The organism is Lentzea sp. NPDC051213, assembly GCF_044455585.1.
In the GTDB taxonomy this organism is placed as follows: Bacteria; Actinomycetota; Actinomycetes; order Mycobacteriales; family Pseudonocardiaceae; genus Lentzea.
Genome location: NZ_JBITEX010000005.1, coordinates 547,876 through 567,575, shown reverse-complemented (window position 1 = coordinate 567,575; position 19,700 = coordinate 547,876). Strand labels below are relative to the sequence as shown.

Here is a 19,700-nt window from a genome sequence, read left to right as displayed (position 1 = left end):
CTGCCTCCGGGTCTTTTACGTCCTACCTCTCAACGAACCAGGCCTCCTGCCAGTTCCTGTCGCCGTTTCCGGCGCCGGTTCCGCGGCCGGGTCGAGCGTGGGCGGCGGTGGCACCTTCTCGACCCACGTGGCCAGCACGTCCCGTTCGTGGACCAGCTCCGCGACGGCACCGTCGCCCTCGATCGACCCCGTGCCCGGATAGCCGAACTCCGGCGCCCAGTGCAGGGCGTCGAACGGGCAGACCTCGACGCAGATGCCGCAGTACAGACATTGGCCGTAGTCGATCGCGAACCGGTCGAGCACGTTGCGGCTGCGGGGGCGGGCACTTCCCGGCTGCTGCTCGACCTCCGTGTGCGAGGTGATGTGGATGCACCAGTCGGGGCACTCTCGCGCGCAGATCATGCAGACCGTGCAGTTGGCCTCCAACAGCGCGATAACGCCCCTCGTGCGCGGCGGAAGGCTGGTCATGACTGCTCCTCATCACGGCGCGGGCCCCAAGACGGGTCCGGCACTCCTGGCGGTGCGGTGCGGCGGCGGCTCGGGGCACTCGTGTTGTCCTCGCCCGGCTCCAACCGGCCTGGCCACGGGCGCACGACCCGCGAGGCCAGCACGAAGTCCTTGCGCAGCGGGTGGCCCTCGAAGGTGTCCGGCAGCAGCAGGTGCTCCGGTTCGCCGTCGACGGTGATGCCGAACATCTCGGCGGCCTCGCGCTCGTGCCAGGCCGCGCCCTTCCACAGGTGGGCGATGCTCGGCAGGGCGTCCTCGGCGGTCAGCTCGGTCCTGAGCATCACGGAATCGCGCGTCTGCGGGTTGATGACGTGCAGGAACACTGCGTGACGCTGCCCGGAGGCGCCCGGCCGGCCCGCGTCCTCGACGCCGAGCCAGTCGAACATGGCGTAGCCCTCGTCGTGGTGCCGCGTGGCTGTCGCCAGCCATTCGGCGAGCTCGACGTGGTGGATGGTCTGGCCGAACGCGGTCTTCGGGGTGGTGGTCATGCGTTCACCAGCCCGTGGAGGGCTTTGAGGCCTTCGAGGAGTGCCTCGGGGCGGGGCGGGCAGCCGGGAACGGCCACGTGGACCGGAAGTGCCTGGTCAATGCCCTTGGTGACGCTGTAGGAGTCCCAGTACGGTCCGCCCGTGTTGCTGCACGCTCCCACGGAGATCACATAACGCGGTTCGGGCATGGCCTCGAAACTGCGGATCACGGCGGGCAACATGACGTCGGTGACGGTGCCGGAAACGACGAGAACGTGCGCCTCGCCCGCGCCGTCGACCGGCGTGACCCCGAGGCCGGGAAGGCGGTCGAGAGCTGCCATCACTTCGACTCCGCAGCAGGCGAGACCGAGTTCGAGCACGGTGACCCGGTAGGTGGTGCCCCAGTTCAAGACAACACAGTCCGGGCGAGCGGAAGCCGTCACAACGAGCGAGGGTAATACTTGGGGGCCCGCCGGCTTGCGCCTGGCGGACCCCCACCCCCCAATGATTCCCCCCGGAATCGGCTCCCACGCGTGGTCGCCGGGGGTAGTTTTCTACACCGCCCGATTCACGTCCAGGGATTTGCAAACAGGATCTGCAGATAATTTGTCGGCGAACTGTGGTCAAGTTCAGTACAACTGATCGGTAGAACATCAGAGAGGGTCTCGATGTCCGGCTCGTCCCAGTTGGTCCTCCCCACGAGTACCACGTTGCACCGTCTGCTGAACATGCCCGGTGCGTTGCTGGACACCACGATGGACCAGCTCAGGACGTTGCTGACAGTGCACGAGACCCGTTCCGCACTGCGCGCCGCGCGAGCGCTGGGACGTGAGCAGTCGAGCGTGCAGAAGCAGCTGGACACGTTGAACAGGAACTTCCAGGAACTGTGCGGCGAACCGCTGGTGGTGAAGCAGGGCCGCGGAAAAGATGTGCTGTTCACGCCCACCGGTGAGTCGCTCGTCGAATTGGCCAGGGACACGCTCGCGGAGTGGCTCGACGGAATTCACGAGTGCCGCCGCAAGCTCGGCACGACGGTCACCGTGGGCACCACGCGATACATGCTGGACACGCTCGCGAAGGCGTGGCACCACGTCGCGGACGAGTTCCGCGAGCGCGACGTGGACCTCAAGGTCGTGCACATCCGCACCAAGGACATCTGGACGAAGCTGGAGACGCAGGAAGTCGACATCGTGTGCGGCAGCGTCGTGACGCGCGCCGGCGCCGGCTGGGAGCGCCCGGAGTTCGACGTGATCGAGTGGCGGCGCGGCGGGCTGGCGTTGCTGACGAACCTGCCGGAGACGGTCGTCGGCGACCGCGTGCGCGTGCCGTCGCTGCGCTCGGTGCCGTTGGTGGTGCCGGGGGCCGGGCTGATCGCGGAGTTCCTGCGCGGCTGGTTCGGGCCGGACTACCGCCAGGGGCTCGACATCGCGGCCGAGATCGACGAGATCCAGTACGGCATCTCGCTGCTGCGCTCGAACCTCGTCCAGGGAGCCATGATTGTGACGTCTGGTTTGGGCGTGGTGGCGTCGAACAACGAGCTGAGGGAGGGAGGCGGCCTCCGCGTCGTCGAGCTCTCAGATGACTCGCTGGAGCGGCTTGTGGGCGTGTTCGCCCGTTCGGACGAGCTGGTGAAGCATCCGGCGGATCACCCGCTCAACCTGCTGTGGTCGGCCTTCAAAGCAGAAGCGCCCCGGCCGTAGCCGAGGCGCTTCCTGTTCTCACTTCTTCGCGGGTGTCATGGCGTCGTGCTCAGGCCTCCGCTGCTCGACTTTGGGGCGTTGCTGGGCTTTGGCCATCTTGGCCAGCCAGTTCGTCGCCTCCGAGCGGACCTTCGCCAGCTCGTCGTCGCGTGCCTGTTGCTCGTTCATCGGCCACTCCCTGCGTTCGGGGATCGCTTCGATGGGAGCACTACCGGGCGTGTGCCCGCTAGGGCCGCCATGCTTGTGGGTGAACCTGTTTGACAGCATCGCCTGGTAATACGTTTTCCGCACCCCGACACGTGCGGAATGACGTCTTTAGTACCCCTTGTAGCCGCCACCCAGGTTCATGCTGACCAACCCTGGGTGGTTCTGGAAGCCACCGTAGCGAGCGTAGGTGTAGCGAACACCCGCGATGATGTTGTCGACCGGCGCCAGGATGTTGTCGTATCCGGCCAGCTTGTAGGCGCGGAACGTCGGGTCGATGCACTGCATGAGGCCCTTGGACGGCGTACCGCGCAGCGCGTTGGAGTCCCAGTTGTTCACGGCGTTGGGGTTGCCGTTCGACTCCTTGATGATGATCGTGTAGATCTCATCGACGCTGCCGTTGTCGATCTTCGTGCCGTTGGCCTGCAGCACCTTGATGGCTTCCTTGATCCAGCCCTCGATCTCGCGCTGCTTGGCGGGCTTGCGCATCTCCACCAGGCGCTCGGCCTCAGCCTTGGCCGCCGCCTCGCGCTGAGCGTGCGAGTCCGCGGCGATCTTGCTGGCCTGCTCGAAGGTCTGCATCGCGTACATCTGCTGGAACTGCAGCAGCCTGCCGACCTCACCACCGGGGTTCACGTCGTGAATGGTGAGGACGTTCTGGGCCTGCTGGTCCGGCAGAGCACCGAACTCCGCGCCCGCGGCCAGCTCCGAGGAGGAGCCGCTGGTGGCGGCGTTGGCGATGGCAGCGGTGCCGGCGGCGACACCTGCTGCGACGACGATGGCGCTCACACGGTGCGAGAGCGGGACCTTGTCGTCCTCGACGCGATGCGCGCCGGCCTTCAGTTCTGCATTGGGCACGACCGTGTACACGGTTCGGCCAGCGGCCTTGCTATGCCGGGCCAAGGGGGAGCCTCCTGCGTCGGGGAGCTTGGCCACCGGGCTTCTCGGCGGGGGATCCGAGCGGACTTTGGACCCTAGGTGATGCTGGTCCTGTGTCCTGCCGGTGACCAAACCGTTATCGGCGGGCGAGAACGTAACCTCGCGTCACGAGCGCAGGCAAGCTTGAGCGCCCGTTGGGTGACTCTCGTCACGTTTCCGATGGGTTGGGCTACACGCAGCTAACAGACAGTCAGCGAGCCACTTGCTTCCTGCTTAAGTTCATCGTTGCCTCCTGACGAACTGGCGAAGCTGTCTGTTAGTTCGGTGTGAGCTCAGCTCTCGTTATGGGTTAGCCCGACGACCACGCGATCGAGTGACTTAGTCACGCTTTGTAGTTGGGATGGGGTGTGTTGCCCTGGCCAGGGGTTACTTGATAGCTGGATGGCGTTTTTCGCTGTCTTGAAGAGGTGTACGGAGCCGGGGTTGCGTCGGTTCATGGTCGTTGCACGGTTGGGGGGACACGACGTAGCTAGCGATGGCCGGTCAGGCCCTCAACCTCGATCGAGCGCCACGACACGTCGATCTGGACCCAGCGCGAGGTGGCCTCCGTGTAGTGATCGCTGAGCGCCTCCAGGCACGGCACCTGTTCCCGAGGCACCTCCAACGATTTGCCGGCAAGCGCGGCGTACGTGCCGTAGTCCCGCAACCGCGGATCGATGGCCACGGTCAGACTGCCTGGATCGACCGCGATCATGCCCTTGTCGAACAGCTGGTGGATGTCAGCCCGCAGCAGTGCGCCTTCCTCCGGCAGATGGCGACGATGCTCGGCGAAAGCCCGCAAGTGAGCGGCCTGCAACGCCTGCTCCGGCGCCGGCCCGGTGATCAGACACACCAGGCCGTACCGCTCCAGAAGCGCTTTCCGGAACTCCTGCTGGCCAGTTCGCACCTTCACGAGTGACGTGGTGACCCCCGCCGCAATCGGCTTCGTCGGCGCCGCGCCGGCCGGCGGGGTGGGCGGAAGCGGCACCTTTACGCCTCTAAGAAGCCGTTCAACGCCCTCGACGTCGAGTTTCCTGATGGCGTTCTGCTTGGACTTGGTCAGCGCGACCGCATCGAGCTCTGCGGCCGTCAGCGCACCCGTGAGCGGCCGCCAAGTGCCCTGGTAGATCGCCCGGAACCGGGTGACTGATTCCATGCTCTCCGCGGCTTGGTTGAAGCCCTCGACGTACCCCTGGCACCCCTCGCGCCGACACATGTACTTCGGCTCGGCGAATTTGCGCTCGTTGAAGCGCATCTTCTTGCAGAACGGGCACCTCAACCGCTTCTTGAGGTGGTTCTCCTCGACCTCGATGTCCTCGATCTTGGCCACGCCGAGCGAGCCAGCGTTGGTGCGGAGCACCACGAGATCGCCCTTGTTGACGTTGAGGTGGTTCGCCACCCCGGAGTCGTAGAGGTAGTACGAGTCGGGGACGTCTTCGTAGCCCTCGTTACCCGCGAACCTGCGCTCCCCTTCAGCAACGAGCAACGACCAGGCCTGCACGCGCCACCGCCTCACTTCGCCGACTGTCAGCGTTAGTGATCATCGCCCGCTCCACTATTGGGTTACTCGACGTGCTTCCGCTGCTGCTCAAGGGCCTTCAGCACCCAGTCTGCGCTGTCACCAGGACTCTCGTTGAACGCGATCGCGGCTTGCGGCTGATGCCAGTGCACGAGATTCACCAGGGTCTGGAAGAGCTCGAGCAGTCCCGGCCCCTTGCGGACCCCGCCGCCGATCAGCACGCAGTCGTACTGCTTCTGCTTGAGGCGTTCGACGATCTTCGCCTCGGCCGTGCCGCCGAGCTCGGCGAAGTCGATCAGGCAGAGGTCCTCGGTGAGGCCGAGCTCGGCGAAGCGCCGGCTGCCTTGCTCGATTCCGGCGGCGATGGGAGCCGGGTCGAAGCCAGGGATGGTGTGCGGATCGAATCCGATCGCTAAAACGTTGGGCATTGTCCCGAGGCTAGCGCGAAGATCACGGACGGGCCGCTGTTCGTTCCGCTGCAGTCGATCTACGCACCAGCAAACGCCCCAGCAGACCGAGGGCGAACATCACCAATCCGGTGATCACCGCCGGCAGGGGCAGGGTCACGACGAGCGTGACGCACCCGGCGGCGCCGATGATGTTGAGCGCACGAGGCCAGCGGCGGTGCTCGGCCGGTTGGCTCGCGGCGGAGAGGTTCGCGATCAGGTAGTAGACGAGCACGCCGAACGACGAGAACCCGATCACCGAACGCAGGTCCGTGGTGAGCACGAGCACGCTGACGATGACGGCGAGCGCGGCCTCGGCGTGGTGCGGCACCTGGTAACGGGGATGGACCGCGGCGAGCCAGTGCGGCAGGTCGTGGTTGCGGGCCATGGCGAGGCTGGTGCGGCCGACGCCGGCGATGAGCGCCAGCAGCGCGCCGAGGCTGGCCAGCGCACCGCCGATGCGCACGATCGGGGCCAGCGCGGGGGAACCTGCGGCGGTGACGGCCTCCGTCAGGGGTGCTGCGGCCGCGGCAAGCCGTTCGGGTCCGGCGGCGAGGAGAGCGGCGCCGCCGACGACGACGTAGACGACCACGGCGATGCCCAGGGCGACCGGGATGGCTCGGAGGATGGTGCGCTGCGGGTCGCGGACCTCTTCGCCCATCGTGGCGATGCGCGCGAAGCCGGCGAAGGCGAAGAACAGCAGTCCGGCGGCCTGCAGCGTGCCGTAGATCCCGCCGGTGCCCAGCGCGCGCCAGCCCCCGAGGTTGCCGGTGCTCGCTTCGCCGCCGACGGCGATGCCGACGACGATCGTGGCGAGCGCGATCAGCGTGGCGGTGACGAGGACGCGGGTGAGGGCGGCGGTTCTGGTGATGCCGCGGTAGTTGAGCGCGGCCAGGCCGATCACGCCCGCCACCGCGACGAGCCGTTGCGCCCACCAGGGGCCGGGGACGGCGTAGGTGGCGAAGGTGAGGGCCATCGCGGCGCAGGAGGCGGTCTTGCCGACGACGAATCCCCAGCCCGCGGTGAATCCCCACCAGTGGCCGAGCTGTTCCCGGCCGTAGACGTAGGTGCCGCCGGACGTCGGGTAGGTCGCGGCGAGCTGCGCGGACGCGGTGGCGTTGCAGTAGGCGAGGAACGCCGCGATCACCAGGCCGATCAACAGCCCGGTCCCGGCGGCTCGTGCGGCAGGGCCGAAGGCGGCGAACACACCGGCGCCGATCATCGAGCCCAGGCCGATGATCACCGCGTCTCGGGTGCCCAGACGACGCGCCAGCCGTGGTGCCGGTGAGGTCACCGCGCGTCCTTTCGTGGCTGCTCGCTGGCAAGTTCCTGCAACAGGAACCCTATGCGGTCGATGACTCGTCCGTGCCAGCCAGTTCGGCGAACGGCAGCGGGCAATCCTCGCTGGTCGCACACACCGCTAGGTCGTCGCAGCCGGCGTCCAATGCCTCCAGTAGAGCCGCGCGGATGGTGTTCAGGTCAGAGATGCGCGCCTCGACCTCTTCGAGCTTGGTCCGGGCGCGCGATTGCAGGCTGGAGTCCGCCGCGCCATGACGATGACGGCCGGCATCGAGCAGGTCGGCGACCTCTTCCAGCGTGAACCCGAGTCGTTGAGCGGCTTTGATCACCCGCAGGGTCGTGACCGCGTCGGCCGGGTACAGCCGGTGGCCGCCCAACGAGCGCTCGGGTTCGGCCAGCAAGCCGCGACGCTCGTAATAGCGCAGGGTCTGGATGTTCACCCCTGCTGCCTCGGCGACCTGGCCCGTTCGCAGCAGCGCTGTCATGTGCCCACCATCTTGCTGCGGGCGCGGGCTTCGAGTCCGTCGAGCACATCGGTGTGGGCGGGACGCACCTCGATTTCGAGGTTCAGCGCTTCATCGGCGTTCGTGAACGTGAAGGCGAAGAACGAACAACACTGGCTCTCCCTGGCGGTCAGGTCCCGCGCGGTCGTCTCCAGCTCCGCATCGGCCTTGAGCTCCAGTCGCAGGCGCGTTCCGTCCACCCTGTGGAGGTCGTTCAGAGCGGTCGCGAAGAGTGCGTCGAACTCGGCGACTCGCAACGGCTGCTGAGCTGTAGGCAGAGTGCAGGCCTGCGGTGCCCAGAGCGCGGCGGATTCTGTGGTGGCCATGCTCCGACGGTAAACCTGTACCTAGGTACGGGATGCAAGCTCTGATCAGCGGCCTTCTCGTCGTTGCAGCCGCGCCAAGAGGGGAAGCAAAATGACCGGCTCGCTTTGGTGGGACTTGCTGATCGGGATCGGCGCCGCCCTGCTGCTCACCTGGCTGGCGCTGATCGTCGTGCTGGCCATCGCCCGTCCGCGCGGTGGACTGTTGCGGGAGGCGCTGCGAATTCTTCCCGACGTGCTGCGGCTCGTGCATCGGCTCGCCGGTGACAAGACCTTGCCCCGCGGAGTGCGTGTACGGCTCGGATTGTTGTTGGCGTATCTGGCCTTCCCCATCGATCTCATACCGGATTTCATCCCCGTGCTCGGTTACGCCGACGACGCGATCATCGTCACCGCTGTGCTCCGCGGGGTGGTGCGTCGCGCGGGGCTGGACGCGGTACGTGCGCACTGGCCTGGCACCGAAGACGGATTCGCTGCACTCACGCGCTTGACCGGGTTGGATCGGCCGCGGGCCTGAAGGCCGTCGTCTAGGAATTGAGCAGCGGTCCGCCGTATTGGACGACCACCACCGCCGCAGCCGCTGCGACTGCGACTGTCACGCCCGCGATCGCACCCACCGTTCCGAAGTCTCGCTTCCCGGTCCAGGTCACCACACCGAACGTCATGAACCCCAAAGCCGCCGCCACCGAGACGACGGTGATGAGCGGTGACTCGCTCTATCCCCACTTCACCAGGAACACCGTGCCGAGTCCGATCGCCAGCAGCACGAGCACGACCGCGGCTTCGCCGAAGAACTCACCGACGTACTTCATGAGGCCCCCTTCCCCCTGTCGAGGCTCCTCTTGAACGCGCATGGTGGCTGATTTGTTGAAGTCAGCCGGCAGGCGGCTAGTGAGTCACGCCACGGCGGACGGCCGAAGCGGCCGTCTGTGGGGTCGCATTGGTCGCTAGCCCGTCCGGTCGGGGTAGGCCCCACTCGGAAGAGTTAATACAGGTCAAAGCCGACGTCGAGGTTGAGATCGCCCAACCTGCGAATCAGGTCGGACTCGAGAGTGAAGCCACCCTGCGAGTCGTCAGCTGTGAAGACGCCGCAGTAGACATCGATCTGGACCTTGTCCCCGAAATCGAGTGAGGACCGTTTCGGCAGGTAGGCACATACAAGAACGCCCCCAGCAACGATCTTGTTGGGGGCGTTTCCTGTTCCGTGCCTGTTCCGTGAGCAATGGCAGATAGCGACAGCCACGCAGGAACAGCGGAACGGCACTGCGTGGGCGAGGTCAGCCGCGCAGTTCCATCGTGCAGCACTTCGGGCCGCCGCCCGACTTGCGCAACTCCGAGATGTCCACGAGCACAGGCTCGAACCCCCGACGAGCCACCTGCTCAGCGAGATGAGTGGCCTCGAGCGGCATCACGACGTGCTTGCCGTCCGACACGGCGTTCAGGCCGAGGCAGACCGCGTCGTCGTCGTTGGCGATGACGGCGTCCGGGAACAGGCGGCGCAGGACCTGCTGCGAACCCGGCGAGAACGCCTCCGGGTAGTAGGCCACCAGGGGTGACGGGGACTGGTCGTCGAGCATGAACAGGGCCACGTCGAGGTGGTAGAAGCGCGGGTCCACCAGCTGCAGCGACACGACCGGCACGCCGAGGACCTCCTGGGCCTCACCGTGGGCGAGCGGGTCGGTGCGGAAGCCGGTGCCGGCCAGCAGGAGTGAGCCGGTCCAGGTGAAGTCACCCTCGGCCTCGTTCACGGCGGTCGGCATTACGACCGAGTTGTAGCCGGAGGAGAGGAACCAGCGGCGGAAGTGGTCGGCTTCGGCTGCGCGTTGTGCGGCGCGGAAGCGGGAGCCGAGTACTCGGCCGTCGATGACGGTGCCGCTGTTGGCTGAGAAGACCATGTCGGGGAGGCCGGCGATCGGCTCGATCACGTTCACCTCGTGGCCGAGGCGCTCGTAGGTCTCTTTCAGGGCGGTCCACTGCTCCACGGCCAGCGAGGTGCTGGTGGGTTTGGTGGGGTCCATCCACGGGTTGATGGCGTACTCCACCGTGAAGTACGTCGGCGGGCACATGAGGTACCGACGGGTGGTCGGCATGCGCGTCGGCGCGAGGGGCTGGGCGATGTCGAGAGTGATCGGCTCGCCGGGCCCGGAGATGGAGACCGTCATGGATCGAAAGGTAAATCCCGCAGGGACCATCGATCAATGCCGCAGTGTTGCGTCAACTAGGGCATTATGTTGCGTGTGGACAGCATCGACCAGCGAATCATTTCGTGCCTCATGGCCAACGCTCGATCCAGCTACGCGGAGATCGGCAAGGAGGTGGGTCTGAGCGCTCCCGCGGTCAAGCGGCGGGTCGACAAACTGCTGGACACGGGGGTCCTTCGGGGCTTCACGGCGGTGGTCGATCCGGAGGCTCTCGGGTGGGGTACCGAGGCGTTCGTGGAGGTGCACTGCAAGGGCAACGTGGCGCCGCACGACATCCAGCACCGGCTGGAACCGATGGCCGAGGTCAGTGCTGCCTACACGGTGTCGGGGGCGGCGGACGCCATCGTGCACCTGCGGGCCGCGGACATCCACCACCTGGAGACCGCGCTCGAACGGCTTCGGGCCGTCGAGATCATCGATCGGACGGTGTCGACAGTCGTGCTGTCCCGGCTGCTCGACCGGCCGCTCGCGCCCTAGAGTCCGGGCCATGGCTGAGGTTCTGCTGGAGCACCACGACTCCGTCGCCGTGATCACGATCAACGATCCGGACCGGCGCAACGCACTCACGATCGACCTGTCGCAGGAGCTCGCGGACAAGGTCCACCAGGCAGAACAAAAAGCCAACGCGCTGATCATCACGGGAGCACCGCCCGCGTTCTGCGCCGGCGCGGATCTCACTCAGCTCGGCAGCTCCAAGGACGAGGGCCTCAAGAAGATCTACAAGGGGTTCCTGGCCGTGGCCAACGCCACCATTCCGACGATCGCGGCGGTCAACGGGGCCGCTGTCGGGGCCGGGCTGAACCTCGCTCTCGCGGCCGACTTGAGGATCGCCGGGCCAAAGGCTCGATTCGACGCACGATTTTTGCAGCTCGGCATTCATCCAGGTGGCGGTATGACGTGGATGCTGCAGCGGCTCACCAACCCCCAGACCGCTACCGCCATGACCCTGTTCGGGCAGATCCTCGACGCCGACGAAGCCGTGCGGACCGGGCTTGCCTACGCCAGGGCGGAAGACCCACTGGCAGTAGCAAAAGAGCTGGCGAGGGCGTCTGCCGAGGCTCCGGCAGCACTCGTGCGGACGATCAAGGCGACCATGCGGGTGACCGATGTTCTCGACGACCACGCGGATGCGGTGGAGACCGAACTGCGGCCACAGGTCGCTTCGATCGACACTCCAGAGTTCGCTGCCAGGCTTGCCGCGATGAAGGCTCGGATCAGCGGGCAGTAAGTGTTACCTTGAGTAACAGGTATCGAGGGTGACGTGTGCCGCATTCGGGTATCCGCTGGTAGTGCTGTGCTTACCGTTTAGTTAAGGACCCGGTGCGGCAGATGGGACAGTTCGTCTCGCCTGGTGGTACACGGCCCGTCTGGCAGACGGTCCTGGCGACTACCCTCGCGGTGGGGCACAGCCACCCTTGGAGAGAGGTATCGGCGTAGGAATGAGCACTGAGACCCGCAAGCTGGATCGCGTCGTGATCCGCTTCGCCGGCGACTCCGGTGACGGTATGCAGCTCACCGGAGACCGGTTCACGTCGGAAGCGGCGGCGTTCGGCAACGACCTCGCCACCCAGCCCAACTTCCCCGCCGAGATCCGCGCACCACAGGGCACGCTGCCCGGAGTGTCGTCGTTCCAGCTGCACTTCGCCGACTACGACATCCTGACGCCCGGCGACCGTCCCGACGTCCTCGTCGCGATGAACCCGGCCGCGCTCAAGGCGAACGTCGTCGACCTGCCGGACGGCGGCATCCTCATCGTCAACACCGACGAGTTCTCGAAGCGGAACCTGACGAAGGTCGGGTACGACTCGAACCCGCTCGAGGACGACTCGCTCGAGAAGTTCCAGGTGCACAAGGTCGCCATGGCGACGCTGACCATCGGCGCGCTGGAGGAGACCGGGCTCGGCAAGAAGGACGCGGAGCGCGCGAAGAACATGTTCGCGCTCGGCCTTCTGTCGTGGATGTACCACCGGCCCACCGAAGGCACGGAGCGGTTCCTGCGCGAGAAGTTCGCGAAGAAGCCCGACATCGCCGAGGCCAACGTCCTGGCGTTCCGCGCCGGCTTCTACTACGGCGAGACGACCGAGGCCTTCGCCGTCACCTACGAGGTGGCGCCCGCGAAGCTGAACGTCGGCACGTACCGCCAGATCACCGGAAACACGGCGACGGCGTACGGCATCGTCGCCGCGGCGGAACGCTCTGAGCTGCCCGTCGTGCTCGGCACGTACCCGATCACGCCGGCGTCCGACATCCTCCACGAGCTGTCGAAGCACAAGAACTTCGGCATCACGACCGTGCAGGCGGAGGACGAGATCGCGGGCATCGGCATCGCGCTCGGTGCTTCCTACGGCGGCGCGCTCGGCGTCACGTCGACGTCGGGCCCCGGCATCGCGCTGAAGTCGGAGACCATCGGCCTCGCGGTCATGACCGAACTGCCCCTGCTGGTGATCGACGTGCAGCGCGGTGGCCCGTCCACCGGTCTGCCGACGAAGACCGAGCAGGCCGACCTGCTGCAGGCGATGTTCGGCCGCAACGGCGAGTCGCCGGTGCCGATCGTGGCGCCGCAGTCGCCTTCTGACTGCTTCGACGCGGTGGTCGACGCCATCAGGATCGCGCTGAAGTACCGCACGCCGGTGCTGTTCCTGTCCGACGGCGCGGTGGCGAACGGCTCCGAGCCGTGGATGATCCCCGACGTCGACAGCCTGCCGGACCTGCGGGTCGAGTTCGCGACGGACCCGGAGAACTTCCAGCCGTACTCACGTGATCCGGAGACGCTGGCCCGTCCGTGGGCGGTGCCCGGTACGCCTGGTCTGCAGCACCGCATCGGCGGTCTGGAGAAGCAGGACATCACCGGCAACATCTCGTACGACCCGGAGAACCACGACCGGATGGTCCGCCTACGCCAGGCGAAGATCGACGGTATCGAGGTGCCGGACGTCGAGGTCGACGACCCGTCGGGCGAGGCCAAGGTGCTGGTCGTGGGCTGGGGTTCGTCCTACGGCCCGATCGGTGCGGCGGCACGCCGCGTGCGCAAGCTGGGCATGCCGGTCGCGCACGCGCACCTGCGGCACCTCAACCCGTTCCCGAAGAACCTGGGCGACGTGTTGAAGTCGTACGAAAAGGTCATCGTGCCGGAAATGAACCTGGGCCAGCTGGCGTTGCTGTTGAGGGGCAAGTATCTGGTGGACGCCATCTCGTACACCAAGGTGCAGGGCCTCCCGTTCAAGGCGGAAGAGCTGCAGGACGTGCTCGCTGACGTGATCAAGGGGGTGTCGGCGTGACCTCGATCGACCTCGGAATCCCGGGCCTGACCGGAGTTCCCACCACCGACGAGAAGCAGACGGCCAGGGACTACAAGTCCGACCAGGAAGTCCGCTGGTGCCCCGGCTGTGGCGACTACATCGTGCTCAACACCATGCAGTCGTTCCTGCCGTCGCTGGGTCTCAAGCGCGAGAACATCGTGTTCGTGTCGGGCATCGGGTGTTCCTCCCGCTTCCCGTACTACATGAACACCTACGGCATGCACTCCATCCACGGCCGTGCGCCGGCCATCGCCACAGGTCTCGCCGTGGCACGGCCGGACCTGAGCGTGTGGGTGGTGACCGGTGACGGCGACGCGCTGTCCATCGGCGGCAACCACCTGATCCACACGTTGCGGCGCAACGTGAACCTCAAGATCCTGCTGTTCAACAACCGGATCTACGGCCTGACCAAGGGCCAGTACTCGCCGACCTCCGAGGAAGGCAAGGTCACCAAGTCGACCCCGGCCGGCTCGCTGGACCACCCGTTCAACCCGGTGTCGCTGGCGCTGGGCGCGGAGGCCTCCTTCGTCGGCCGGGCGCTCGACTCGGACAAGGCGGGGCTGACGTCGGTGCTGCGCCAGGCCGCTGAGCACCGCGGTTCTGCGCTCGTCGAGATCTTCCAGAACTGCCCGATCTTCAACGACGGCGCGTTCGACGTGCTCAAGGACGCCGACGAGGCACAGCGCAGGATCATCAACGTCGTCGACGGCGAGCCGATCCGGTTCGGCCGCGAGGGCGAGTACTGCGTGACCCGCGAGGGCTTCGGGCTCGCGGTCGCCAAGTCCGCGGACGTGGACGCGAGCGACATCGTCATCCACGACGCGTCGGACCTGAACCTGTCGTTCGCGCTCTCGCGGCTGTCGACGCAGGACCTCTCGCACACCGTCACGGGCGTGTTCCGGCGGGCTGACCGGGCGACGTACGACGACAGCGCGCGGGCACAGGTGAACGAGGCCAAGGCCGCGAAGCCGAAGGACCTGGGCAAGCTGTTGCACGGCAAGGACACCTGGACCGTGGTCGGCTGATCACGGACCAACGGAAAAGGGCCCCCACCAAGAACGCGGTGGGGGCCCTTTCTCGTCAACGCTGGTGCGAGCGGCGGTCGTACGAGACCGCGTAGATCGTGCTGCGCGCCGCGAGGACCGGGTCGTCGGACAGCTCGATGCCGTCGACGAGCGCGGTCGGGTCGAACACCTGCGCCTGCCAGTGCTCCTGGTCCGACTCCTCCTTGGTGATCTCGAGCCGGCCGACGTCGACGGTGCGGCGATCGTCCGGCCACGCCACCGTGGAGTCGTGGGTCGGGTCGCCCGGCTCGCCGAACTGCACGCGCAGGACGAACGAGATCGGCAGCCGGTCGCGCAGCTCCTCGGTGAGGTGGTGCGGGGTCCACGAGGCCGCGTCGTCAGCGTCGACGACACCCGCTTCCGGCACCCACGAGTAGCGCACCGGACGCACGACACCGGACGCGTCACGCCACAGGAACGCGTGGATGGCCCAGTACTGCGTCGTGGCGTAGCTGACCGGGATACCGATGGTCTTGGCCGCTACGAGCGCAGGGCCGACCGTCGGGTGCGCACCGACGAACGACTTGATGTGCGGCACCGACGGGTCCTGGGCATCGGTGTCCGCCTTGGCGGCCTTGATGAACTCCACGAACTCCTCGGGCGTGGCCGCGACGAAACGCTGCACGTTCACCATCACCAGGTCGGTGTTGGTGCCGTCGGCGAGGTGGAACTTGGTGGCGAACCCGCGCACCGCCCGGTCGCTGTCCGGCGCGTGCGGGTTCGCGTCGGTGTGCGAGAAGCGGACGGTCGCGCGGACCGGGTCGCCCTGCAGGTGCCGGGCGGTCGTGAACGGGGCCGCGGCACCGTTCGGCGTGAAGGTGGCCTCGTACACGAAGCCTCGGGCGTGGGCGCGGCGGAAGCCGTGGTGGGTGCCCTTCAGATTCTCGATCGAGTCCACAATGGTCGATGAGATCTGGGATTTCGCCAGCTCGGAAGACATGCGACTGACGCTATCGACGATCGCCGGAACGACCCACCGCAGCGTTCCATTTGGCGGTAAGTCCCGGTCTTCCCGGTCAGGGTGCCGGTCGGAACCCTGCCTTCTCGGCGTCGGCCTCCGTGCGGAACCACACGTCCGCACGCGTCTCCACGAAGTTCGCGGAGCCCTCGGTGTAGTAGCGACGGCCGGTCAGCGTGGCCTTCACGCCGAAGTCCGCGGCCGGCGCGTGGCCGTCCGACTTCGGCAGCACCGAGCCGGGACCGAACGGCGAGCGCGGGTTGAAGCCCTCCGGCTGCTGGAAGCGCGACGAACCGGCTGGGGCGCCGGCGCCGTTCGGACGCCCACCCGTGGACGGCGAGAAACCGACCGGGCGGGGGCGTGCGGGCAGTGCCGGGGCCGGCGGAGCCTCCGGCTTCGGGGCGTCGAAGGCCTGGAACGCCGGGAAGCTCTGCTGCCGCTGCATGGTGGTGCGGCGGGCCTCGCGGACCGGCAGGCCGGCCTCGGTCACCCGGTTGGGCAGCTCGACCTCGACGGGTTCGGGCTCCGGCTCCGGCGGAGCGGCGAGCAGGGGCTCGTCGCTCGGCACGAACTTCGGCACGAACGGCTGGTCGTTGCCCGTGTCCTGGGGGAGCTGGCGGGTCTGGCCGGTCGCCGGCAGCGGCTCGTCGGCGTCGAGCAGCGGCTCGAAGAGCGACCGCGGGCGGTCGGCCACCGGTTCGGGCGCGGCCGGGGCCGCGGGCGTCTCGACCACGTGCTCGAAGGCGGCGGCGACGGCGCGCGGCTGCCGCTCGGGGGTGTCGTCGACCGAACCGAACGCCGAGAACGGCGCGGGCGCGGGGGCACCGAGGTCGGCGAACGGGGCCGCGGTGGAGACCTTGGGCTCGTCGAACCCTTCGGACTCGGGCTCGGAGACGTGGGGCTTCCGGTGCTCGAGCGGCTCGGTGTAGGAGTGCGCAGGCTCGGGGGCCTGGGGCTCCGGCTGCTCGGTGTAGGCGTGCGCGGGCTCGGAGACCTGCGGCTCGCGGTAGGAGTGCGCGGCCTCAGGCTCGAACACCTGGGGCTCAAGCACCTGGGGCTCGAGCGGCTCGCGGTAGCTGTGCGCGGGTTCAGGGGCGGGCTCAGGCTCGGTGAAGGCCTGTTCCTCGGCCAGCGTGCTCTCGAAAACACCACCACGCACGTGAGGGGCGTCCAGGTCGTCCTGCTCGGCCGGCTCGACCGGGTCGATCGCGTCGATCAGGCCGGTCTGCTCGGCGGGCGACTCCGGCTCGGTGAACCCGTCCAGCTGGCCGGAGATCTCGTCCCGCAGGCCGGGGTACTCGCCGGTCAGGTCGTTCGACGGCCAGGAGCTCTCCTCGACCGCGATGAACGTCGTCTGCTCGGAGCGCGTGAACTCGCGCTCGACGGCAGGCTCGTCCTCCTGCTCTGCGGCCTCGTCGAGGAACGCCTCCTGCTCGTCCTCCGCCCACACCTCGCGCGGCTGGTAGATGAAGTCGTCGGCCTGCTCGTCGATCTCGGGCGGCGCGGTCGGCTCGGGCACCGACGGGGCGACCTCCGCCGCGGGCTCCACGACGGGCACGAACGAGGTCTGCTCGGCGGGGAGCTCCGGCTGCTCCTCGTAGTCCTCGAAGTCGGCACGCTCGAGGCCGGACAGCTGCAGGACCGTCGTCTGCTCGGCCGGCTGCTCCTCGGGAACGTCCGGGCTCAGGCGTTCGAAGAGCGAACGCGGGCGGTCGTCCTCGGAGTCGGCCAGCGCCTTCTGCTCGGCCAGCTGCTCCTCGAACCGGCGCTGGGCCTCGTCCGGCTCCAGGAACTGCCGGACGGGCTCCTCCGCCACCGGCTCGGGTTCCGCGACGGGCTCCACGAAGGGTTCGACGAACGGCTCCGCGACGGGCTCCTCGGCCACGACGGGAGCCTGCACGGGCTCACCGAAGTAGGCGGGCGGCTCCACGTACGGCGCGGGAGCCGGCGTGGGCGCGGGCGGCGGTGGCGACAGCACCTCGTCCGACAGCGAGCGCGGTGGGACGTCGTCCCACTCGTCGACCTCGAAGTCGTCGACGGGAGGCGGCACCATGATCGGTGCGACCGGCCGGCGAGCGTCGAGAAGTTGATCTTCGAGGTCGGCGATCTGCTTGCGTGCGGGCCGCACCATCACCAGCCAGGTGAGCAGCACCCCCGCAACGAAGGACAGCAAGCTCCACAGCCAGACCTGCCCGAAGATGTTCACGGGTAAGCCCCTTCTACGACCACACTCCGACCCCACTCACTCGGAAGGGTGAGCATGGCCAAACTACAGTGCCTTTGTTGATGCTCCGTCACTACGCCGTTCAGCGCAAACAAGCAGTAGAAACCCCAGCGTAGAGTGGGATTTTGTGCCTCCCCTGACAACTTCGACCAGTAGTTCGGCAGAAGTTCACACCCAGGGGCGAGGTGTCACCTACGGCGCACTCGCCTACGTCCTTTGGGGACTGTTCCCGGCGTACTGGCCACTCCTCGTACCCGCCCAGCCGGTCGAGGTGCTCGCCCACCGGATCGTCTGGTCGTTCGTCACGCTCGCCATCGCCGTCGCCGTGCTCAGGAGGTGGCGTCCTTTCCTTGAGTTATCAGGAAAGGGCTGGCTCATCGTTACCGCAGCAGCCGTGTTGATCACGGTGAACTGGGGCACCTACATCTACGCGGTCAACTCCCAGCACGTGGTGGAATCCGCGCTCGGCTACTTCATCACGCCGTTGGTCAGCGTCGCGCTCGGCATGTTCTTCCTGAAGGAACGGCTGAGACTGCCACAGGTCGTCGCGATCACCGTGGTCATAGTCGCTGTGATCGTGCTCACCTTCGACTACGGCCGGCTCCCGCTGATCTCGCTCGTCCTGGCCTGCTCGTTCGGCGTCTACGGCCTGCTCAAGAAGAAGGTCCCGCTGGACGCCGTGTCCAGTCTCACCGCGGAGAGCGCCGTCATCGCCCCGATCGCGCTGATCTACCTGGTCGTGCTCGGCAGCGCGAACACCTTCACCACCGCCGGCACCGGCCACACCCTGATGATCCTCAGCACCGGCATCGTCACCGTGATCCCGCTGCTGCTGTTCGGCGCGGGCGCCCAGCGGATCCCGCTGATCACCATGGGCATGCTGCAGTACCTGGCACCGATCCTGCAGTTCGCCTGGGGCGTGTTCGTCGTCCACGAACCCATGCCACCCAGCAGGTGGATCGGCTTCGCCCTCGTCTGGCTCGCCCTGACGATCTTCACGGTCGATGCCGTGAAGAACCGGCGCAAGCACCTGCTCGCGCCGGTCGAATAACACCTAGCGGCTGCGGGCCACGACGTACGTGGTCAGCTCCTCCAGAGCGTCCCGTGCGGCGCACGGCGGCAGCTTCCCCAGCTCCATGCGGGCCCGGTCCGCGTACTCGTCCAGGGTCTCGCGCGCCCTGTCCATGCCGGAGGACTTCCGCAGCAACGACAGCGCCTCGTCCACCAGCTCGTCCTCGGAGATCGGCGCCGCGAGCAGTTCGGCCAGCCGCGTCTCGGACGGGTCCGCCAGCGCGTAGAGCATCGGCAGCGTCTTCACGCCCTCACGCAGGTCGGTGCCCGGCGTCTTGCCGGACTCGACCGACGGCGAGGCGATGTCGATGACGTCGTCGGAGATCTGGAACGCCGCACCGATCACCTCGGCGTACCGGCGCAGTGCGTCGATCTGCTCCTCGGTCGCGTCGGAGAACATGCCGCCGAAGCGTGCCGCGGTGGCGATCAGGACGCCGGTCTTCTCCTCGATCACCTTCAGGTAGTGGGAGATCGGGTCTTCGCCGGGCTGCGGGCCGACGGTCTCGCGCATCTGACCGGTCACCAGGACCGAGAAGGTCTCCGCGATGATCCGCGCCGCGTCCGTCCCCAGGTCCGCGGTGAGCCGCGACGCGTGGGCGAAGAGGAAGTCGCCCGTCAGGATCGCGATGCTGTTGTCCCACTTGGCGTTCGCGGATACCGCGCCGCGCCGCATGGTCGCCTCGTCCATCACGTCGTCGTGGTAGAGCGTGGCGAGGTGGGTGAGCTCGACCACAGTCGCGGCCTTGATGACCTTTTCCTGGTCCCACTCGGCGCCGAACTGCGATGCGAGCAGTGTGAAGAGCGGGCGGATCCGCTTTCCGCCCGCCTCCACAAGGTGAAGCGAGGTTTCGGTCACCGGGTGGAACTCGCTCTGCACGACGTCGTGCAGAATGCGCTCCACCTCGGCCAGACCGTCCTGGACTACCTCGGTGAGCACGGGGTCCACCAACGCGAACCCCGGTCCCTCATGCTCGCTACTGGTCACACCAGCAGACTA

The 19,700-nt window shown here is 67.4% G+C and carries 20 protein-coding genes and 1 pseudogene; 7 read left to right on the top strand and 14 right to left on the bottom strand.

Going from position 1 to position 19,700, the window contains the following annotated elements:
- Positions 1-15: 15 nt before the first annotated feature.
- The 3 genes from ACIA8G_RS25255 to ACIA8G_RS25245 are packed head-to-tail and all read right to left on the bottom strand — an operon-like array spanning position 16 to position 1,384.
- On the bottom strand, positions 16-468 hold the full coding sequence (locus tag ACIA8G_RS25255; RefSeq protein WP_396421110.1) for a 4Fe-4S binding protein: 453 nt from the start codon (positions 466-468) through the stop codon (positions 16-18).
- Positions 465-995 carry an NADH-quinone oxidoreductase subunit C gene (locus tag ACIA8G_RS25250; RefSeq protein WP_396421109.1) on the bottom strand — a complete coding sequence of 177 codons (531 nt, stop codon included), beginning with the start codon at positions 993-995 and terminating at the stop codon, positions 465-467. The genes ACIA8G_RS25255 and ACIA8G_RS25250 overlap by 4 nt, the downstream gene beginning before the upstream one ends.
- Positions 992-1,384 carry an NADH-quinone oxidoreductase subunit NuoB gene (locus ACIA8G_RS25245; RefSeq protein ID WP_301325116.1) on the bottom strand — a complete coding sequence of 131 codons (393 nt, stop codon included), beginning with the start codon at positions 1,382-1,384 and terminating at the stop codon, positions 992-994. Before ACIA8G_RS25245 ends, ACIA8G_RS25250 begins: the two co-directional genes overlap by 4 nt.
- Before the next feature lie 258 nt (positions 1,385-1,642).
- Here ACIA8G_RS25245 and ACIA8G_RS25240 point away from each other — a divergent pair, with 258 nt between their 5' ends.
- Positions 1,643-2,674 carry a LysR family transcriptional regulator gene (locus tag ACIA8G_RS25240; protein ID WP_396421108.1) on the top strand — a complete coding sequence of 344 codons (1,032 nt, stop codon included), beginning with the start codon at positions 1,643-1,645 and terminating at the stop codon, positions 2,672-2,674.
- 18 nt (positions 2,675-2,692) lie between these two features.
- Here ACIA8G_RS25240 and ACIA8G_RS25235 read toward each other — a convergent pair whose 3' ends face one another.
- The 7 genes and pseudogenes from ACIA8G_RS25235 to ACIA8G_RS25205 all read right to left on the bottom strand — a co-directional run bounded on the left by ACIA8G_RS25235 (position 2,693) and on the right by ACIA8G_RS25205 (position 7,889).
- Positions 2,693-2,842 carry a hypothetical protein gene (locus tag ACIA8G_RS25235; protein WP_319971336.1) on the bottom strand — a complete coding sequence of 50 codons (150 nt, stop codon included), beginning with the start codon at positions 2,840-2,842 and terminating at the stop codon, positions 2,693-2,695.
- 147 nt (positions 2,843-2,989) lie between these two features.
- Positions 2,990-3,340, bottom strand: a pseudogene (locus ACIA8G_RS25230) (transglycosylase SLT domain-containing protein); the annotation flags it as partial.
- A gap of 946 nt (positions 3,341-4,286) precedes the next feature.
- Positions 4,287-5,312 (bottom strand): HNH endonuclease, encoded by a 1,026-nt coding sequence (locus tag ACIA8G_RS25225; protein ID WP_396421107.1) that lies wholly within the window; start codon positions 5,310-5,312, stop codon positions 4,287-4,289.
- Positions 5,313-5,359: 47 nt separating this feature from the next.
- Positions 5,360-5,743 carry a hypothetical protein gene (locus tag ACIA8G_RS25220; RefSeq protein ID WP_396421106.1) on the bottom strand — a complete coding sequence of 128 codons (384 nt, stop codon included), beginning with the start codon at positions 5,741-5,743 and terminating at the stop codon, positions 5,360-5,362.
- A gap of 22 nt (positions 5,744-5,765) precedes the next feature.
- Positions 5,766-6,983 (bottom strand): APC family permease, encoded by a 1,218-nt coding sequence (locus tag ACIA8G_RS25215; RefSeq protein ID WP_396421278.1) that lies wholly within the window; start codon positions 6,981-6,983, stop codon positions 5,766-5,768.
- A 121-nt stretch (positions 6,984-7,104) separates the two neighbouring features.
- Positions 7,105-7,545 (bottom strand): MerR family transcriptional regulator, encoded by a 441-nt coding sequence (locus ACIA8G_RS25210; protein WP_396421105.1) that lies wholly within the window; start codon positions 7,543-7,545, stop codon positions 7,105-7,107.
- Positions 7,542-7,889 (bottom strand): hypothetical protein, encoded by a 348-nt coding sequence (locus tag ACIA8G_RS25205; RefSeq protein WP_396421104.1) that lies wholly within the window; start codon positions 7,887-7,889, stop codon positions 7,542-7,544. The genes ACIA8G_RS25210 and ACIA8G_RS25205 overlap by 4 nt, the downstream gene beginning before the upstream one ends.
- A gap of 91 nt (positions 7,890-7,980) precedes the next feature.
- On the opposite strand from ACIA8G_RS25205, the gene ACIA8G_RS25200 reads away from it, so the two are divergent.
- On the top strand, positions 7,981-8,403 hold the full coding sequence (locus ACIA8G_RS25200; protein ID WP_396421103.1) for a YkvA family protein: 423 nt from the start codon (positions 7,981-7,983) through the stop codon (positions 8,401-8,403).
- 760 nt (positions 8,404-9,163) lie between these two features.
- Here the strand turns inward: ACIA8G_RS25200 and ddaH are convergent.
- Positions 9,164-9,976 carry a dimethylargininase gene (gene ddaH / locus ACIA8G_RS25195; protein ID WP_396421277.1) on the bottom strand — a complete coding sequence of 271 codons (813 nt, stop codon included), beginning with the start codon at positions 9,974-9,976 and terminating at the stop codon, positions 9,164-9,166.
- Between the two features lie 147 nt (positions 9,977-10,123).
- On the opposite strand from ddaH, the gene ACIA8G_RS25190 reads away from it, so the two are divergent.
- From ACIA8G_RS25190 to ACIA8G_RS25175, 4 genes are all read left to right on the top strand, one after another.
- A complete protein-coding gene (locus ACIA8G_RS25190; RefSeq protein ID WP_035913697.1) occupies positions 10,124-10,564 on the top strand; it encodes an Lrp/AsnC family transcriptional regulator in 441 nt (146 codons plus the stop codon).
- A 10-nt stretch (positions 10,565-10,574) separates the two neighbouring features.
- Complete coding sequence (locus ACIA8G_RS25185; RefSeq protein ID WP_396421102.1) at positions 10,575-11,315, top strand: enoyl-CoA hydratase; 741 nt, start codon at positions 10,575-10,577, stop codon at positions 11,313-11,315.
- Positions 11,316-11,526: 211 nt separating this feature from the next.
- Positions 11,527-13,365 carry a 2-oxoacid:acceptor oxidoreductase subunit alpha gene (locus tag ACIA8G_RS25180; protein ID WP_396421101.1) on the top strand — a complete coding sequence of 613 codons (1,839 nt, stop codon included), beginning with the start codon at positions 11,527-11,529 and terminating at the stop codon, positions 13,363-13,365.
- On the top strand, positions 13,362-14,411 hold the full coding sequence (locus ACIA8G_RS25175; RefSeq protein WP_396421100.1) for a 2-oxoacid:ferredoxin oxidoreductase subunit beta: 1,050 nt from the start codon (positions 13,362-13,364) through the stop codon (positions 14,409-14,411). Before ACIA8G_RS25180 ends, ACIA8G_RS25175 begins: the two co-directional genes overlap by 4 nt.
- A gap of 55 nt (positions 14,412-14,466) precedes the next feature.
- Here the strand turns inward: ACIA8G_RS25175 and ACIA8G_RS25170 are convergent, their stop codons facing one another.
- A complete protein-coding gene (locus tag ACIA8G_RS25170) occupies positions 14,467-15,390 on the bottom strand; it encodes a catalase family peroxidase (RefSeq protein WP_396421099.1) in 924 nt (307 codons plus the stop codon).
- A 76-nt stretch (positions 15,391-15,466) separates the two neighbouring features.
- Positions 15,467-17,614, bottom strand: coding sequence for a hypothetical protein (locus ACIA8G_RS25165; protein ID WP_396421098.1), 2,148 nt, complete (start codon positions 17,612-17,614; stop codon positions 15,467-15,469).
- Between the two features lie 145 nt (positions 17,615-17,759).
- Here ACIA8G_RS25165 and rarD point away from each other — a divergent pair, with 145 nt between their 5' ends.
- The gene (gene rarD / locus ACIA8G_RS25160; protein WP_396421097.1) at positions 17,760-18,683 is read left to right on the top strand and encodes an EamA family transporter RarD; all 924 of its coding nucleotides are present in this window, start codon (positions 17,760-17,762) and stop codon (positions 18,681-18,683) included.
- A gap of 3 nt (positions 18,684-18,686) precedes the next feature.
- Here the strand turns inward: rarD and ACIA8G_RS25155 are convergent, their stop codons facing one another.
- A complete protein-coding gene (locus ACIA8G_RS25155) occupies positions 18,687-19,688 on the bottom strand; it encodes a polyprenyl synthetase family protein (protein ID WP_396421096.1) in 1,002 nt (333 codons plus the stop codon).
- Positions 19,689-19,700 lie beyond the last annotated feature (12 nt).